The following is a 16,027-nucleotide window of genomic DNA, read 5'->3' as shown; positions in this document are numbered from 1 at the left end:
GTTGTCGAAGAAAGGGGTCCGCTCAGGCCTGCGCGGCCTTGCGTCGCCGCGGCGCGGTGGCGCGCACCGAGTCGCGCTCGACCACGCTGCACGGAATCACCACGTTGCGCGGCTGCGCGTCGTCCTGCATCTGCTCGTGCAGCAGTTCGACGGTGGCGTCCACCATCGGTCCCACCGCCTGCACCACGGTCGTGAGCCGGTAGGCGCCCCAGGCGGCCTGCGGCACGTCGTCGAAGCCGACCACGCTCACGTCTTCCGGCACGCGCAGCCCGAGCTCCTGGCGCAGCACGTCCATCACGGCGATCGCCATGTGGTCGTTGGCGACGAACACCGCGTCGGGGCGCCGCGCGGCCGGCAGGCCCGCGAACATGGCGCGCGCGGCCTCGGCGGCCCGCTCGAAGTCGTAGTGGCCGACCTCGCGGCGGAACACGCCGAGGCCCTCGGCCGCGAGCGTTTCGCGAAAGCCGCGCTCGCGCTCGTGGTTGGTCGACGACTTCTCGAGGCCGGCGAGGAAGGCGATGCGCTTGTGGCCCCGGTCCAGCAGCAACCGCGCCGCCATCCGGCCGCCCTCGAAGTTGTCCGAGGTGACCGAGCAGGTGGTGTGGCGCGCGAAGGCGCTGGTGTCGGGCACGCGGTTGAACAGCACCACCGGCACGCCCGAGTCCGCGCACTGGCGCGCCAGCGCGGGCGAGAGCATGGCCGAGGCGATGACGATGCCGTCGATCTGGTACTGCAGGATCTCGTCGAGCACGCCGTCGGTCTCGTCGCCGTCGCTGATGAACATCAGCACGTGGTAGCCCTGCTTCTGCAGCTTCTGCGACAGCTCCTGGATCACCAGCGGATAGAACTGGTTCTCGAGGTAGCCCATCACCAGCGCGATGATGCGGCTGCGGCGCGTGATCAGGCTGCGCGCCATCGCGTTGGGACGGTAGCCCAGCGTTCTTGGCCGCGATCATGACCCGGTTGCGCGTGTCCTCCGACACGCTGGCGCCGGGCGTGAAGGTGCGGCTGACCGCCGACTGCGACACGTTCGCGAGCTTCGCGACGTCCTGCGCGGTGGCGGTCGACCTCATGCGGCGCTCCAGCCGCCGTCGAGCATCAGCGCGCTGCCCGTCACCAGGCTCGAGGCCTCGCTGGCCAGGAAGACGATGGCGCCCATGATCTCCTCGGTGCGGCCGAGCCGCCCGAGCGCGATGCGCTGCGTCACCCAGCCGCGGAAGTCCGGGTCGGCGAACATGCCGGCGGTCATCGCGGTCTCGATGAAGGTCGGGCACACCGTGTTGACGCGGATGCCGGCCGCACCGAGCTCCCAGGCCAGGGCCTTGGTCATGCCCTCGACCGCGTGCTTGCTGGCGCAGTAGAGCGTGCGGCGCGGGCTGCCGACCACGCCCATCTGCGAGGAGACCGTGATGATCGAGCCCGGCAGCCCGGCCTCGACCAGCCCGCGCGCCACCGCGCGCGTGACGTAGAGCGTGGCCTTGACGTTGAGGTCGAGCACCGCGTCGATGTCCTCGTCCTCCACCTCCACCAGCGGCCTGGGGCGGTTCAGCCCGGCGTTGTTCACGAGGATCTGGAACGGCGCGAGCGCGCCGAGCGAACGCGTGACCGCGGCCGAGTCGGTGACGTCGAGCACGAGGTGATCGCAGGCCCCGCCTTCGGCGCGGATCAGGTCGCGGGCTTCGATCAGCTGGGCCTCGGAGCGGGCCGCGAGCGTGACGTGCGCGCCGGCGCGCGCCAGCGCGGCCGCCGCGGCCAGGCCGATGCCGCGGCCCGCGCCGGTCACCAGCGCGCGCTGGCCGTCGACGCGAAAGCCCGGCGAGGGCGGCAGCGTGCCCGTCATGCCAGCGCCGGCACCGGCTGGTACCAGGGCACCTCGGCGCGCGTGCCGTAGCGGCGCACGCGCAGGTTGGCCTGCTCGCCGTGGCCGGCGAAGTTCTCCATGTGGCACAGGCGCGAGCAGTACTCGCCCATGGCCGCGCTGGCCTCGTCGGTTAGCACCTTCTGGTAGGTGCAGGTCTTGAGGAACTTGCCCACCCACAGGCCGCCCGTGTAGCGCGCGTTGCGGTTGGTCGGCAGCGTGTGGTTGGTGCCGATGACCTTGTCGCCGAAGCTCACGTTGGTGCGCGGGCCGAGGAAGAGCGCGCCGTAGTTCGTCATGTGCTCGAGGAAGTAGTCGGGGTCGCGCGTGAGCACCTGCACGTGCTCGAAGGCCAGTTCGTTGGCCTTGGCGAGCATCTCCTCCTGCGTGTCGCAGACGATCACCTCGCCGTAGCCGGCCCATGCCACCGAGGCGATGGCGGCCGTCGGCAGGATCGTCAGCTGGCGTTCGATCTCGGCCATCGTGTCGCGCGCCAGTTGTTCGCTGGTCGTCAGCAGGATCGCCGGCGAGGTCGGGCCGTGCTCGGCCTGGCCCAGCAGGTCGACCGCGCACATCTCGCCGTCGGCCGAATCGTCGGCGATCACCAGCGTCTCGGTGGGGCCGGCGAACAGGTCGATGCCCACGCGGCCGTAGAGCTGGCGCTTGGCCTCGGCCACGTACATGTTGCCCGGGCCCACCAGCATGTCGACCGGCGCGATGCGCGGCGTTCCCACGGCCATCGCGACCACCGCCTGCACGCCGCCGAGCACCAGGATCTCGTCGGCCCCGGCCATGGACATCGCGGTGACGATGGCCGGATGCGGCGCGCCCTGGTAGGGCGGCGCCGTCGCGACCACGCGCTTGACGCCAGCCACCTTCGCGGTGAGCACGCTCATGTGGGCGGAGGCGAGCAGCGGGTACTTGCCGCCGGGGATGTAGCAGCCCACGGCATCCATCGGGATGTTGCGGTGGCCGAGGATCACGCCGGGATAGGTCTCGACCTCCACGTCCTTCATCGAATCGCGCTGGATCTGCGCGAAGTTGCGCACCTGTTTCTGCGCGAAGGCGATGTCCTCGATCTCGCGCGCCGACAGGCTGCGGCGCGCCTTCTCGATGGCATCCGCGCCGAGGCGGAAGTCCTCCGGGTCCCAGTTGTCGAACTGGCGGCTGTATTCGTGGACGGCCTCGTCGCCGCGGGCCTCGATCGCCTTCACGATGCCCTCGACGGTCGCTCGGACCTTCGCGTCGTCGTCGGCTCGGACCTGCACGTCCTTGCCGCGCTTGAGATATCTGATCATTCCATTGCTCCAGGGTGAACGTCTTGCATACGTATGCAATGTCAGAAGCTTGCATTCGTATGCAAATAGGCGTTTACCCTAGGTTGGCGGGCGAGCCCGTCGGTCGGCGCGGCCGGCGGTCAAGGCGCCGTCCCACGCGCATTCCGCCCGTTTGCCAATAGGGTCCTGGGAGCCTCGGGTGCGCGAACGCAACGGGACGAGATCATTTCGGAAGACGGACGGTTCATGACAGTCAAAACGATCGGCGACAGCCTGGTCTGGTACGCAGCGGCGGATGGCGCGGTCACGCGCCCCGATCCACGGTGGCGCGAGTTCACGGGCCAGGAGGCGCAAGCCCTGGCGGGAGGGCACTGGTTCGACGCGGTGCATGCCGAGGATCGCGCCGAGGCGAAGCGCCTGTGGGGCGATGCCGTCGCTTCGGGCAGGCCGGTGGCCTTTTCCTGCCGGCTTGCCGCGCGGGATGGCGCGTGGCGCCAAGTCCTGCTCCAGGCGGCTCCTCTTGCCGACGCAGCCGTGCCCGGGCAATGGATGGTGTTCGCGTCGGCGATGGAGCCACTTCTCCAGCCGGACCACGCCACCGGCGGCGAGACGCGGCTGGAGATCCTCGACCAGATCGGCCAGGCCACGCGCCACGTGCAGGAGGCCGACAGCATCATGGCGATCACGGCCCGGCTGCTCGGCGAGGCGATGGGCGCGACCCGCTGCGCCTACGCCGACGTGGACAGCGACAGCGATCGCTTCACGATCCGCAGCGACTGGGCGCGCGAGGGCGTCGCCAGCAGTGCCGGCGTCTATTCGCTCGATCTCTTCGGTCCCCAGGCCACCTCCAACCTCCGCCAGGGCCGGCACCTGGTGGTGCACGACGTGGACGCCGAGCTCGGCGACGAAGGCGGGGGCCGGATGTTCAACGCGATCGGCATCCAGGCGATCATCTGCGCCGGCCTGGTCAAGGACGGGCGGCTGGTGGCGATGATGGCCGTGCACCAGGCCGCGCCGCGGCGCTGGACGAAGGACGAGCTGCTGCTCGTGTCCGAGGTGGTCGACCGCTGCTGGGCGCACATCGAGCGTGCGCGCGACGCCGCGATGCTCAAGGAGCAGGACGTGCGCAAGGACGAGTTCATCGCCACGCTGGCGCACGAACTGAGGAATCCGCTGGCCCCCATCAAGTACGCGGTCGCGATCGCGGCGCGCCATCCCCTGCCCGAGGTGATCGCCGGCAAGTTCGCGGTGATCGACCGCCAGGTCAGCCTGATGGCCCGGCTGATCGACGACCTGCTGGACGTGTCGCGCATCAATCGCGGGCTGATCGAGCTGCGGCGCGAGGATGCGCAACTGGACGAACTGGTGGTGCGCGCCGTGGAGGGAACCCAGGCGCTGCTCGACAGCCAGCGGCATCGCCTGACCGTGGCCGTGCCGGCGGGCATCCCGGTGCATGTCGATCCCCGCGCGCCTGGTCCAGGTGATCGGCAACCTGCTGACGAACGCCGCGAAGTACACGCCGCCGGGCGGCCACATCGAGGTCACGGGCCGCATCGAAGACGGACGCGCCATCCTCGCCGTGCGCGACGACGGCCTGGGCATGGCCAGCGCCGACCATGGCCGGGTCTTCGCGATGTTCACGCAACTGCCGCACACCCGGCGCCACGCGCAGGGCGGCCTGGGACTGGGGCTCGCGCTGGTCCGCAAGCTCGTGGAGCTGCATGGCGGGACCGTCGAGGTCGACAGCCCCGGGCTCGGGGAGGGCAGCACCTTCACCGTGGAGCTGCCCGTGCGCGAGCCCTCCGCGGTCCGCACCGACTTGCCGGCGCCCGAGCCGGTTGCGCCGGTTCCCGCCGACGCCGAGGGCGGCAGGCGGATTCTCGTCGTCGAGGACAACGACGACGGGCGGCAGACCCTCATCGAGCTGCTGCGCGGCATGGGCCACCGGGTGGAGGATGCGCGCGACGGCCACGAGGCCCTGGCCATGGCGGCGCGCCTCGACCCCGAGCTCGTGCTGCTCGACCTGGGGCTGCCGGGCATCGATGGCTACGAGGTCGCGGGAAAGCTGCGCGAGCGCTTCGCCGGCGCGGAGCTCGGCATCGTCGCCCTGACGGGCTGGGGCGCGGCGCACGACCGGATGCGCACGCGCGCGGCGGGCTTCGACGAGCACCTGGTCAAGCCGGTGGAGCCCGCCGTGCTGGCGCGGACCGTGCACGAGGTGCTCGCGCAGGTGCGGCGCAGGCGCGCTGGCTGACCCCGGGCCTGCTCGACGATCGTGCGGCCCGCCGCGATCGGCGCCCGCACCGCTCAGGCCTGGACCGCCGCGCCGAGACCGATCAACCGATCCACCGCCGACGCGTCGAGTCCGGCCTCGCGCAGTACCTGCCGCGTGTGCTGCCCGAGCCGCGGCGGAACGCGCACGGCGGGCGAAGGCGCATCGGCGAAGCGCAGCGGCGGCGCCGTCATCACCAGCTCTCCCATCCGCGCGTCCTCCACCGTGCGAAAGAAGCCGGTGGCGACCAGATGCGGGTCGGACTGGAGATCGGCGAGGCCGCGCAAGGGCGCGGCCGGTATGTCCAGGCGTTCGCAGACCTCGAGCCACGCGCCGCTTGTGCGCAGCGCGATGCAGGCCGCGAGCTCGGCGTACAGCGCATCGATGTTGCGCGTGCGCGCGGCCATGTCGGCGAAGCGCGGGTCGCGCAGCAGGTCGTGGCGGCCGGTCTCCTCGAAGAAGCGTCGCCAGTGCAGGTCGTTGTACGGCACCACGCAGACATGGCCGTCCAGCGTGGCGTAGGGCTTGCGCCACTTCGTGAGCAGGCGGCTGTAGCCGGGCTCGCCCAGCGGCGGGCTGAACTGCGCGCCATACAGGTGTTCCACGAGCGTGAAGCTGACCATGCACTCGAGCATCGGCACGTCGACGTGCGAGCCGGCACCGTTCGTGGCGCGCGCGACGAGCGCGGCCAGCACCGCCTGCGTCGCGAACAGCGCGCAGGTCTTGTCGGCGATCACCGTCGGCAGATAGCGCGGCGCCCCGTCCGCGCCGCCGCCGAGCGAGGCCAGTCCGCACAGGCCCTGGACGATGTCGTCGTAGGCAGGCCGCCCCGCGTACGGACCGTCCGTGCCGAACCCCTGGATCGTCACGACGATCAGCCTCGGGTTTCGCTCCCGCAGCCGCGCCGGATCCAGCCCGAGCGCGGCGAGCTTGGCGGCCCGGATGCTGCAGATCAGCACATCGGCCCCGTCGACCAGGTGCAGGAAGGCCTCGCGCGCCGCGCCCTGCTTCAGATCGAGGACGACGCTGCGCTTGTTCCGGTTGGCGCCGATGAACGCGGACGCCATGCCGGGCTCGCGCGCCGGCCCCGTGGTGCGCGTGCCGTCGCCCTCGGGGGCCTCGATCTTGATCACGTCCGCGCCCTGGTCGCCCAGCATCTGGGCCGCATAGGGGCCGAGCAGCACCGTCGTCAGGTCGAGGACGCGGATGCCGGCGAGCGGTGGCCGCGCCTGCCGGGGCGTTGGGTCGGTATGGTTCATTCCTGCACCAGGTTCACGAGCCTGGCGGTGTCGGTCCAGCGCTGGATCTCCGCGAGCTGGAAGCGGCGCAGCTCGGCTCCCGTGGTCTGCACGGCCTCGTTGCCGGTGGCCGCGAAGAAGGACCGCGTGGCGTCGGCCCTGGCGATCGCGGAGAACCAGGCTTCGAGGCGGGCCACGACGGGCGCGGGCGTCTTCGCGCTGACCGCGGCGGCGGCCCAGTTGTAGGCGGTGAAGTCGGGGTAGCCCGCCTCCTGGAAGGTGGGCACGCCGGGCAGCTGGGGCAGGCGCTTCTCGCCCGCCACCGCCAGCACATGGATGCGGCCGGCCTGCGCGAGCGCCAGGCCCGAGCCGGGATCGATGAAGCCGGCGTCGACCACGTTCGATGCCAGGGCCGCCGCCAGGTCGCTCGCGCCCTTGTACGGCACGTGGTTCACCTTGATGCCCGCCAGGTTGTAGAACTGGGACGCGAACATCAGGTACGAGGTGGCGCCGTGGCCCGAGTTCACCTCGCCGGGCGCGAGGCGCGCGCGCGTCGACGAAGGACTTCAGGTCCCTGGCCGGCGAATCGCCGCGCACCGCGAGCAGCGCGGGCGCGCGGTTGAGCATGCCGAGCATCGTGAAATCGCCGATCGGGTCGTAGGGCAGTTTCCTGAACTGCACGGCATTCACCACGAAGGCCGAGTTGGCGCCGATGAAGATGGTGTGCCCGCCAGGGTCGGCGCGCAGCACGTTCGAGATCGCGATGAACCCGTTGCCGCCCGCGATGTTGCGCACCGTGGCCGGCTGGCCGCTGAGCCGGCCCAGCTGCTCCGCGAAATAGCGGGCACCGATGTCGGAGCCGCTGCCCGGCGGGAACGGCACCACCAGCTCGATGGGCTTGGAGGGAAAGGGCGCCTGCGCCAGGGCGCGGCCGGCGAATGCAAGCGTGGCCAGCGCCGCGCCCCTCGCGGCGAAGGTGCGGCGTGTCGTGCCCGCGGTCGATCGAATCGTCATGCGTGTCTCCGTTGTCATCGTGTTCTTCGGTCCATTCAGCGCAGGCCCGTCACCGCCGGCCAGAGCGCGTCCGCGCCGCGTGCGATGAAATCCCGTCCCAGCCGGCGCGCCCACGAGGCGCCCGAGCCATCCTCCGTGCGCCAGGACCACAGGCGCCGGGTCCGCAGGTGCAACGGGTACTCGGCGGTGACGCCGATCGCGCCGTGGGCCTGGTGGGCGGCATTGCATCCGACCGACGCCGCGACGTCGGCCCGCATCTTCGCGATGGCGATGGTGCGCCAGTCGGGAGCGCTGGTCGCGAATGCGAGCGAGCAGGCCGACAGCGCGCTCGTCACCTCGCCCGCGAACACCGCGAGGCTCTGCTGCACGGCCTGGAACTTGCCCAGCGGCTTGCCGAACTGCGAGCGGGCGTTGACATAGGCGACCGTCATGTCGAGCGCGCTCTCGGCCGCGCCGGTCATGAGTGCCGCGCGGTAGCGCGCCGTCTCGAGCGACGTCGCCTCGACACAGTCCGCGAGCGCAGCCTGCGCCAGGCATTGCACACGCTCGAACCGGAGCCGGTCGCGCGGCTCGTGCGCGAGGTTGTGTCCGTGCTCGATGGCCAGGCCTGGCGCGTTCGCGGCGAGCAGCAGCACATGCTCGCCCTGCCGGGCCTGGACGGCCAGCACCAGATGGCTCGCGTGGCGGGCCCATGGCACCGTGGCATGCCCTTGCAGCAGTGGCGCCTGACCCGTGGCCTCGACGAGTTCCGCATCGCGCACGATCCCCAGCGCCAGCATGCCGGCGGGCGCCTCGAGCCCTGCCTTGCGCAGCAGCGCGCGGGCCAGCATGTTCTCGACCACGGGCAGCGGAACGCAGTGGTAGCCGGTGGCCTGCGCGATCGCGAGCGCCGTCGGCTCGGGCCGTTCGAGCTCGCCGTCGTAGTCGGTCAGCAGGCCGGGCAATCCGAGGGCCTCGACCTCGTTCCAGAACGCCTGCATGTCTTGCCTGGCCTGCTCATGCGCGCGTGGATCGAGGCGCGCCGCGCACAGCCGCGCATAGCTGTCGACGATGAGCGTCTCCAGTCCCGCGCTCACAGCCCCACTCCCTTGGCGATGATGCCGCGCAGGATCTCGCGCGCGCCGCCGCGGATGGAGAACTGCGGCGCCGCCTGCGTCGTGAATGCGGCGGCCGCCGCGAGTTCGCTGTGCGGGTCCGAGAGGTCGATGTCGAAGAGCTGGTGCGCGGCCTCGGTCACCTTCTGCTCGAAGCTCGTGCCGCGGTCCTTGACGATGGCGGCCGCGAGCGCGGGCGATTCGCCGCGCGCGAGCATCGCCGAGATGCCCAGCGACATCTCGCGCAGCGCCGCGAGTTCGCCAACCAGGTGGCCGAGCTCGGTCGCATGCTGCGGATTGCATGCGTCGGCCGCTCCCACCATCTGCCGCAGCAATTCGAACGAGCTGAGGAAACGCTCGGGTCCGCTTCGCTCGTAGGCCAGTTCGCGGTTTACCTGCTTCCAGCCTTCCCCTTCGCGGCCGATGAGCGCATCGGCCGGCAGCTTCACGTCGTCGAAGGTGCATTCGTTGAAGTGGCTCTCGCCCTGCATGTGGGGGATCGGCCGCACGGCGATGCCCGGCGAGCGCATGTCGATCACGAACTGCGACAGGCCTTCCTGCCGGCTCGATCCGCTGCCGCTGCGAAACAGCCCGATCATGTAGTCGGCCTCGTGCGCCATCGAGGTCCAGACCTTGCGCCCATTGAGCACCCAGCCGTCTTCCGTGCGGCGCGCCGCGCTGCGCACGCTCGCGAGGTCCGAGCCGGCGTCGGGCTCGCTCATGCCCACGCAGATGCTGATCTCGCCGCGCGCCATGCGCGGCAGCAGTTCGCGCTTCACGCGATCCGACGCGTACTCGAGCAGCAGCGGGCCGGTCTGCCGGTCCATCGGCATGCAGCTGCAGATGTGCGCGCCGGCGGCGAGGCTCTCTTCCCAGACCACGTAGCGTTCGTGATTGCCGCGCTCCTGGCCGCCGTACGCCTTCGGCCAGGACATGCCGATCCAGCCGCGCCGGCCGAGCTCGCGCGCCAGCGACCGGCTGCCGGCCAGCCAGTTCTTCGCGCGGTCGGTGGCCGAGCTGTGCGCGCGAGTGCCGTGGAAGAAGGCCCGCACGTCGGCGCGCAGCGGCTCGAGTTCGGGCATCGCGCCCGCGGAACTGATGTGGATTGCCTGCATGGTTCTAGCGTGTGTTGCCGGTGGACAGCGCATCCGCCAGCGCGCGCACCGCCTCGCGGTGCTCGGGTGAATGGATGGCCTGCGCCTGGGCCTCGGCCGACAGGTGCAGCACCTCGTCGAAGCTCTGCGTCGCGGAGGCGCGCAGCAGCTGCTTGGTGAGCCGCAGCGCCGTTCGCGAATGGGCGGCGATCCGGGCGGCGAGCGCCAGTGCGTGGGACTGGAGCTGGTCGTCGTCGACCACGGCGCTCACGAGGCCCAGCTCGAGCGCGCGCGCCGCGTCGATGGTCTCGCCCGTGAAGGCCAGGTAGCCTGCCTTCGCCGGCCCGAGCAGGCGGGTCAGGAGCCAGGCACCCCCGTCCCCCGGCACCAGGCCGAGCTTGACGAAACTCTCGGCGAAGACCGCGCGGCGCGAGGCGATCCGCAGGTCGCACATGCAGGCCAGGTCGAGGCCGGCGCCGATCGCGGGCCCGTTCACCGCCGCGATGACCGGAAGCCGCAGGCCATGGAGCGTGCGTGCCAGCCGCTGGATCCCCGTGTCGAAGCTCGCGCGGATCTGCTCGGGCGGCGGCAATCCATCGTCCAGCGAGGCCAGCATCTCCTTCACGTCGCCACCGCCGCAGAACGCGGGGCCTTCGCCGGTCAGCACGACCACCCTGGCCGCCTCGTCGAGATCGGCACGCTGGCAGGCGGCCACGAGGTCCGCGATGGCGGGCGCGCAGAGGGCATTGCGTGTGCGCGGCGACGACATCGTCAACGTGACGATGCCGTCGCGGCGTTCGTAGCGGATGAATGACAAGTGGCGGGTCCTTCTTGCGGGCTGTGCGGTGGAGGGATGCGGCATTCTGCGAACGGGCCGCCATGGAGGCAACGCTCCGTTCGGAACATCCGGATTGCCTAAAATGGAAATCCGAAAACGCACAGCGAGTCCCCGTCATGGCCGCCGCCAATCCACTCGACCGGCTCCGCGCCCGCAACCTCAACCTGCTGGTGCCGCTGCACGTGCTGCTGCAGACCTGCAGCGTGAGCCAGGCCGCCGAGCAGCTGGGAACGAGCGCCTCGGCCGTCAGCAAGCTGCTGCAGGCGCTGCGCGAGGAGCTCGGCGACCAGCTCCTGGTGCGTTCCTCCAACAAGATGTTCCTCACGGACCGGGCCCGGCAGTTGCGGCCCGCCGTGGACCGCGCCATCGCCCAGTGCCGGCAGCTGTTCGACGAGGACGCGTTCGAACTCGCGCAGGTCGAGCGCGTGCTGGTGCTGGGCGCCAACGACTACATCCAGTCCACGCTGGGTGTCCGGCTGGCGCGCCTGCTGCGGCAGCACGCGCCCGGCGTGCAGCTCGTGATGCGCCCGATCGCCAAGGGCATCCCGCAGCTGCTGGCCGAAGGCGCGCTCGACCTGTGCATCGGCACCGAGAACCTCGAGGCGCGCGGCCTGCGCGTGCAGCCGCTGGCGCGCGAGCAGCTCGCCTGCATCACCCATCGCGAGAACGCCGCGGCGCCCAGGCAGCTGTCGCTGGCCCAGCTTTGCGGCTGCGCGCACATCGACGTGTCGCCCTCGGGCCTGGGCCTGCTGCCGGCCATCTTCGAGCGCCAGGCCCTGAACGCCGGGCAGAAGAGGAACGTGGTCATGACCGCATCGAGCTACATGGCCTTGCCGGACCTGCTGCAGGGCACGAACGCCGTTTCCATGGTGCCGCGGCGGCTGCTCGGCCTGGCCAGCTTCGGCGAGCGGGTGCGCGAGATCGGCCTGCGTTTCCCCTCGCCCGAGTTCGACCTGCGCCTGTACTGGCACAACATCACCCACACCGATGCCTTCGCTGTCTGGCTGCGCGATCGCCTGTTCGAGCTGACGCCCGTGCAGTCCGCGCCGCCGCCCGCGAAGCGCCGCTAGCACGCGCAACGCCCCCGTACACTGCGTACCCCTCGATTTCATCCCAGCCCGACCGCCATGAAACTGAGTCAACTCCGCTCGTTCCTCAGCGTCGCCGAGCATGGGAGCATCCGGGCCGCGGCGCGCGCGCTCGGCATGTCGCAGCCGGCCGTGACCCAGGCCATGCGCGAGCTGGAGCTGTCGGTCGATGCACCGCTGCTGCAGCGCGGCACGGCCGGTGTCGAGCTCACGGTGTATGGCCGCTCGCTGGTGCGCCGCGCCAGCGTGATCCAGCGCGAGATGGAGCGCGCGGTGGCGGAGATCGAGGAGATCCGCGACGGCAGCTCGGGCCTGATCTCGATCGCGATCTCCACCGCCGTCGCCTTCGAGATCCTGCCGAAGGCCTTCGCTGCGTTCCGTGCGCGCTTCCCGCACGTCGAGGTCCGCTTCAACGAAGCCTCGATCCCGCACACGCTGCCGCGCATCCTCGACGGAACGGTGGACTTCATGGTCGCGCACATGCTGCCCGGCTCGCTGGCCGACTGGGAGGTCAAGCGCCTGTTCCGCACCGCCATGGTGGCGGTGGCGCGCGAGGGCCATCCGATCCTGGACGCGGCGGACACCGATCGATTCGCCGAGTGGGAATGGCTGCTGCCCTACGACGACGAGAGCGCGCCCGCGCTGGTGCGCCAGCTGTTCGCGCCGAAGCGCATCGCGCCGCCGACGCAGGTGGTGCGCTGCACCTCGACGGCGATCGGCCTGAAGCTCGTGGGCGAGAGCGACCTGGTCGGGGTGTTCGTCGACACGATGAACCGCGAGGAGTTTCCGCACTACGGCCTGGTGAAGGTGCCCCTGTGCGACCCGCTCGCGGCGCTCGACGTCAGCGTGATCTCGCGGCCCGGCTCGGTGCTGAGCCCGGCGGCGCAGAACTTCCTCGATTGCCTGCGCCATGAAGCGGCGATGAAAGGCAACGCCTATCACCCCTGAAGAGTGCTTGTCTTCCGGCCGCGGATCGCTGCTCCTAGCATCCGCCATCGCAACAAAAGGCATGGCCAGGAGACAGCAATGGGTACCCAGACAAGTGGCGTCGCGCCACCGCTATCGAAGCGGAAGGCGGTGACGGCGATCACGGTCGGCAACGCGCTGGAGTTCTACGACTTCACCGTCTACGGCTTCATGACGAGCATCATCGGGCGGATCTTCTTCCCCTCCCTGAGTCCCTACGCGCAGCTGCTGCTGGCGGTGGCCAGCTTCGGCGTCGGCTTCCTCGCGCGGCCGCTCGGTGGCGTGGTGATCGGCGCCTATGCCGACCGCCATGGCCGCAAGAAAGCGATGGGGCTGACCATCGGCCTCATGGCGCTGGGCTGCGCCATGATCGCGGCGGCACCCACGCCCGCGCAGATCGGCCTGGCGGCGCCGGCGATCATCGTGCTGGCACGGCTGATCCAGGGCTTCTCGGCGGGCGGCGAGGTCGGTGCGTCGACGGCCATGCTGGTCGAGTACGCGGGCCGCAACGAACGCGCCTTCATGGCCAGCTGGCAGGTCGCGAGCCAGGGCATGGGCGTGATGTTCGGCGCGCTCGTCTCGAGCACCGTGATCTCGGTGCTGGCGCCGGCCGATCTCGAGAGCTGGGGCTGGCGGCTGCCCTTCGTGCTCGGCATCCTGATCGCGCCGGTGGGCATGTACATCCGCACGCGCCTGCACGAGACCCATGTCGACGCGCCGAAGCCATCGACCTCCAGCGAATCGGGCGGCAAGATCGGCCTGCTGCTGCGCCACCACTGGAAGCAACTGATCCAGGCCAGCCTGCTGTTCCTTTCGTGCACGGTCGGCATCTACGTGGTCGCGTTCTACATGCCGACGTACGCGGCCCGGGAGCTCGGGCTGCCGGTGCAGGTCGGCATCTGGGCCGGCGTGGTGTTCGGCATCGTGAACCTGCTCGTCGCGCCGCTGTCGGGCCTGCTGGCCGACTGGCTGCGGCGCAAGCCGGTGATCTTCTGGTCGCGCGTGGTATTGCTGCTGCTGGTGTTCCCGTGCTTCCACTGGCTGCTCGCCGCGCCTTCGCCGGGGCGCCTGTACGTGGTCGTCGGGCTGCTCAGCGTGTGCCTGACCTCGCAGTTCCCCGCGCTGCTGGTGATGCTCACCGAGATCTTCCCGAAGCATGTGCGCGCCAGCGGGCTCTCGACCGTCTACAGCGTGGTGGTCGCGGTCTTCAGCGGTTTTTCGCCCTTCGTGCTGACCTGGCTGGTGCACGAGACCGGCGACAAGCTGGCGCCGGCCTGGTACCTGGTGGCCGTGACCGTGGTCTCGACCCTCGTCATGCCCTGGCTCGTGGACCGCACCGGCGAGGACCTCGATGCGGAGAGCCCGAAGGAAGCGCCGCCCCGTGTTCGCGGCGCGATGCCGGTGGGGAGCTTCAAGTGAAACCCACGAGCCATTTCGCGGCGACCTATGCCGCGGCACGCGAGCGCTTTCTCGCGAGCGCGGACGCGGCGGGGCTCGCGGTCGCCTCGCATGCGATCGACGGCGTGCGCGGCGCGCAGGGCGAGGAACTCGCGATGGACGTCGTGCGGGTCGGCGATCCGCAGGCCGACAAGCTGCTGGTCCTGACCTCCGCGATCCATGGCGTCGAGGGCTTCTGCGGCTCGGGTTGCCAGTCGGCGATGCTCGTGGACGAGCCGCTGCTGGCCACGGCCGAGCGCATGGGCGTCGGCCTGCTGTTCGTGCACGCGGTCAATCCCTTCGGTTTCTCGCACCTGCGCCGCGTCAACGAAGACAACGTGGACGTGAACCGCAACTTCGTGCGCTTCGACGAGGCGCGTTCGCCGAACCACGGCTATGCCGAGCTCGAGCCCCTGCTGCTTCCGCCCGCATGGCCTCCGGGTCCCGAAGAGGCCGCGCGGCTCGATGCCTGGATCGGCGCGCATGGCGTCGAGGCCTACGGGCAGTCGGTGTTTCAGGGCCAGTACGACTCGCCCACGGGCATGTTCTACGGCGGCAGCCGCGCGACCTGGAGCAACCGGACGATCCGGCGGGTTCTTCGGCACGAGGGCGCCGCGGCGAAGCAGGTGGGCTGGATCGATCTGCACACCGGGCTCGGCCCGCGCGGCCACTGCGAGAAGGTGTTCATCGGCAGGCGCGGCGAGATCGACCGGGCCCGGACCTGGTGGGGCGCGGATGTCATCTCGACCGAGCGCGACGATTCGGTGATGTACGAGATCAGCGGCCCGATGGTGACGATCCTCGCGGAGGAATGCCCCAACGCACTGGGCACCACGATCGCGCTCGAGTTCGGCACCGTGCCGCTGCTGCGGATGATCGATGCGCTGCGCGCCGACCACTTCTGCTGGCGGGCCGAGCCGCCCGTCGCGGCGCGGCTCCAGGCCGAGGCCGGGCAGGAACTGAAGGCCTGCTTCTACGTCGACGATGCCGACTGGCAGGGCATGGTCTTCGGCCAGGCGCGCACGGCGGTCGTGCAGGCCTTGTGCGGGCTCGGCGCTTCGGCGTGACCGCGTGCGCGGCGCGGCGGATGGCTATGCGGCGCGCCCGCTTTTCCTGCGGCCGCCGGCCTTCGCGCCATGGCTCGCCAACCCGGCGAAGTCCACGATCCTGATCCGGGGTCCGTCGAGCTGCACCAGCCCGTCGGCCCTCAGCGCGCGCAGCGCCATGTTGGTCCGCTGGCGCGACAGCCCGCACAGGTTGGCGAGCTGGTGCTGCGGCAGGGCCAGCGTGTCGCCATCGTCGCCCTGGGCCAGCAGCGACAGGCAGCGCGCGACGCGCATGTCGGGCGCCAGCATGCGCGAGGCTTCGAGCAGGGCCGTGACCGTGCCCATGCGCTGGTTGAGGTTGTTGAGCAGGAAGTTGTTGAACGGCACGCTCTGCGCGAGCAGCAGCTCGAAGGTCGGTGCGGGCAGCAGGCAGACGCGGCTCGCGCGCACCGCGATCACGTCGTAGCGCCGCTGCTCGCGCTTGAGCATCGAGCCTTCGCCACCCCATTCGCCCTCGCGCAGGAAATGCAGCGTGGTCTCGCTGCCATCGGCGGCGGTCACGGACATCTGCAGGAAGCCGCTGTCCACGCCGATCCAGTGCGCGGCGGTCTCGCCCACCCGGGCCACGCATTCGCCGATCGCGGCATCCTTCTCGACCAGGGTGGCGCGTACCAGCGCCTGCTGCGCAGGTTCCAGCGTGGCGAACCAGGCGGTGCGGTCGAGCAGGGAGGTGGTCGGTGGGGCGGGCTTCATGGATGTCGTTGCAACGACAGCGCGATGCGCGTGTCTTCACGATAGTAAGCAC

The 16,027-nt window shown here is 70.7% G+C and carries 14 protein-coding genes and 3 pseudogenes; 6 read left to right on the top strand and 11 right to left on the bottom strand.

Translation table 11 applies throughout. The features are described from left to right. Positions 1-22: 22 nt before the first annotated feature. The 4 genes and pseudogenes from ACHMXE_RS03500 to hisD all read right to left on the bottom strand — a co-directional run bounded on the left by ACHMXE_RS03500 (position 23) and on the right by hisD (position 3,156). On the bottom strand, positions 23-916 hold the full coding sequence (locus ACHMXE_RS03500; protein WP_395346866.1) for a substrate-binding domain-containing protein: 894 nt from the start codon (positions 914-916) through the stop codon (positions 23-25). A gap of 76 nt (positions 917-992) precedes the next feature. Further along, positions 993-1,073, bottom strand: a pseudogene (locus ACHMXE_RS03495) (hypothetical protein); the annotation flags it as partial. Then, positions 1,070-1,840, bottom strand: a complete 771-nt coding sequence (locus ACHMXE_RS03490) for an SDR family NAD(P)-dependent oxidoreductase (protein WP_395346865.1) — start codon at positions 1,838-1,840, stop codon at positions 1,070-1,072. The gene ACHMXE_RS03490 and the pseudogene ACHMXE_RS03495, both read right to left, overlap by 4 nt. Then, on the bottom strand, positions 1,837-3,156 hold the full coding sequence (gene hisD / locus ACHMXE_RS03485; protein ID WP_395346864.1) for a histidinol dehydrogenase: 1,320 nt from the start codon (positions 3,154-3,156) through the stop codon (positions 1,837-1,839). The genes ACHMXE_RS03490 and hisD overlap by 4 nt, the downstream gene beginning before the upstream one ends. A 225-nt stretch (positions 3,157-3,381) precedes the next feature. On the opposite strand from hisD, the pseudogene ACHMXE_RS03480 reads away from it, so the two are divergent. Further along, positions 3,382-4,398, top strand: a pseudogene (locus ACHMXE_RS03480) (GAF domain-containing protein); the annotation flags it as partial. A gap of 190 nt (positions 4,399-4,588) precedes the next feature. Further along, on the top strand, positions 4,589-5,389 hold the full coding sequence (locus tag ACHMXE_RS03475; protein ID WP_395346863.1) for an ATP-binding protein: 801 nt from the start codon (positions 4,589-4,591) through the stop codon (positions 5,387-5,389). 53 nt (positions 5,390-5,442) lie between these two features. On the opposite strand, the gene ACHMXE_RS03470 is transcribed toward ACHMXE_RS03475, so the two are convergent. From ACHMXE_RS03470 to ACHMXE_RS03445, 6 genes and pseudogenes are all read right to left on the bottom strand, one after another. Beyond that, positions 5,443-6,666 carry a CaiB/BaiF CoA transferase family protein gene (locus ACHMXE_RS03470; RefSeq protein ID WP_395347417.1) on the bottom strand — a complete coding sequence of 408 codons (1,224 nt, stop codon included), beginning with the start codon at positions 6,664-6,666 and terminating at the stop codon, positions 5,443-5,445. Beyond that, positions 6,663-7,172 (bottom strand): tripartite tricarboxylate transporter substrate-binding protein, encoded by a 510-nt coding sequence (locus ACHMXE_RS03465; protein ID WP_395347415.1) that lies wholly within the window; start codon positions 7,170-7,172, stop codon positions 6,663-6,665. The genes ACHMXE_RS03470 and ACHMXE_RS03465 overlap by 4 nt, the downstream gene beginning before the upstream one ends. A gap of 82 nt (positions 7,173-7,254) precedes the next feature. Beyond that, positions 7,255-7,659, bottom strand: a pseudogene (locus ACHMXE_RS03460) (Bug family tripartite tricarboxylate transporter substrate binding protein); the annotation flags it as partial. A 35-nt stretch (positions 7,660-7,694) separates the two neighbouring features. Next, positions 7,695-8,735: an acyl-CoA dehydrogenase family protein gene (locus ACHMXE_RS03455; RefSeq protein ID WP_395346861.1), complete on the bottom strand. Its 1,041-nt coding sequence runs from the start codon at positions 8,733-8,735 to the stop codon at positions 7,695-7,697. After that, positions 8,732-9,868, bottom strand: a complete 1,137-nt coding sequence (locus ACHMXE_RS03450) for an acyl-CoA dehydrogenase family protein (protein ID WP_395346860.1) — start codon at positions 9,866-9,868, stop codon at positions 8,732-8,734. Before ACHMXE_RS03450 ends, ACHMXE_RS03455 begins: the two co-directional genes overlap by 4 nt. 4 nt (positions 9,869-9,872) lie before the next feature. Further along, a complete protein-coding gene (locus ACHMXE_RS03445; RefSeq protein WP_395347413.1) occupies positions 9,873-10,616 on the bottom strand; it encodes an enoyl-CoA hydratase-related protein in 744 nt (247 codons plus the stop codon). 185 nt (positions 10,617-10,801) lie between these two features. Here ACHMXE_RS03445 and ACHMXE_RS03440 point away from each other — a divergent pair, with 185 nt between their 5' ends. The 4 genes from ACHMXE_RS03440 to ACHMXE_RS03425 all read left to right on the top strand — a co-directional run bounded on the left by ACHMXE_RS03440 (position 10,802) and on the right by ACHMXE_RS03425 (position 15,243). Next, positions 10,802-11,755 (top strand): LysR family transcriptional regulator, encoded by a 954-nt coding sequence (locus ACHMXE_RS03440; RefSeq protein ID WP_203206741.1) that lies wholly within the window; start codon positions 10,802-10,804, stop codon positions 11,753-11,755. A gap of 57 nt (positions 11,756-11,812) precedes the next feature. Continuing rightward, on the top strand, positions 11,813-12,721 hold the full coding sequence (locus ACHMXE_RS03435) for a LysR family transcriptional regulator (protein ID WP_209540011.1): 909 nt from the start codon (positions 11,813-11,815) through the stop codon (positions 12,719-12,721). A gap of 129 nt (positions 12,722-12,850) precedes the next feature. Then, positions 12,851-14,158 (top strand): MFS transporter, encoded by a 1,308-nt coding sequence (locus ACHMXE_RS03430; RefSeq protein ID WP_395346856.1) that lies wholly within the window; start codon positions 12,851-12,853, stop codon positions 14,156-14,158. Further along, positions 14,155-15,243, top strand: coding sequence for a M14 family metallopeptidase (locus ACHMXE_RS03425; protein WP_395346855.1), 1,089 nt, complete (start codon positions 14,155-14,157; stop codon positions 15,241-15,243). Before ACHMXE_RS03430 ends, ACHMXE_RS03425 begins: the two co-directional genes overlap by 4 nt. Positions 15,244-15,267: 24 nt before the next feature. Here ACHMXE_RS03425 and ACHMXE_RS03420 read toward each other — a convergent pair whose 3' ends face one another. Then, positions 15,268-15,975 (bottom strand): Crp/Fnr family transcriptional regulator, encoded by a 708-nt coding sequence (locus ACHMXE_RS03420; RefSeq protein ID WP_395346853.1) that lies wholly within the window; start codon positions 15,973-15,975, stop codon positions 15,268-15,270. Between the last annotated feature and the right edge of the window lie 52 nt (positions 15,976-16,027).

The sequence above is a fragment of the Variovorax sp. UC122_21 genome (assembly GCF_044056785.1).
Classification (GTDB): Bacteria; Pseudomonadota; Gammaproteobacteria; order Burkholderiales; family Burkholderiaceae_C; genus Variovorax.
This window is presented reverse-complemented; position numbering and strand designations above follow the sequence as displayed.

Bases quoted from the DNA above. Each gene is read 5' to 3' on its own strand.
- ACHMXE_RS03445 (WP_395347413.1), bottom strand. From the start codon at position 10,616: ATGTCGTCGCCGCGCACACGCAATGCCCTCTGCGCGCCCGCCATCGCG.
- ACHMXE_RS03435 (WP_209540011.1), top strand. From the start codon at position 11,813: ATGAAACTGAGTCAACTCCGCTCGTTCCTCAGCGTCGCCGAGCATGGG.
- ACHMXE_RS03475 (WP_395346863.1), top strand. From the start codon at position 4,589: ATGTCGATCCCCGCGCGCCTGGTCCAGGTGATCGGCAACCTGCTGACG.
- ACHMXE_RS03450 (WP_395346860.1), bottom strand. From the start codon at position 9,868: ATGCAGGCAATCCACATCAGTTCCGCGGGCGCGATGCCCGAACTCGAG.
- ACHMXE_RS03490 (WP_395346865.1), bottom strand. From the start codon at position 1,840: ATGACGGGCACGCTGCCGCCCTCGCCGGGCTTTCGCGTCGACGGCCAG.
- ACHMXE_RS03440 (WP_203206741.1), top strand. From the start codon at position 10,802: ATGGCCGCCGCCAATCCACTCGACCGGCTCCGCGCCCGCAACCTCAAC.
- hisD (WP_395346864.1), bottom strand. From the start codon at position 3,156: ATGATCAGATATCTCAAGCGCGGCAAGGACGTGCAGGTCCGAGCCGAC.
- ACHMXE_RS03500 (WP_395346866.1), bottom strand. From the start codon at position 916: ATGGCGCGCAGCCTGATCACGCGCCGCAGCCGCATCATCGCGCTGGTG.
- ACHMXE_RS03420 (WP_395346853.1), bottom strand. From the start codon at position 15,975: ATGAAGCCCGCCCCACCGACCACCTCCCTGCTCGACCGCACCGCCTGG.
- ACHMXE_RS03470 (WP_395347417.1), bottom strand. From the start codon at position 6,666: ATGAACCATACCGACCCAACGCCCCGGCAGGCGCGGCCACCGCTCGCC.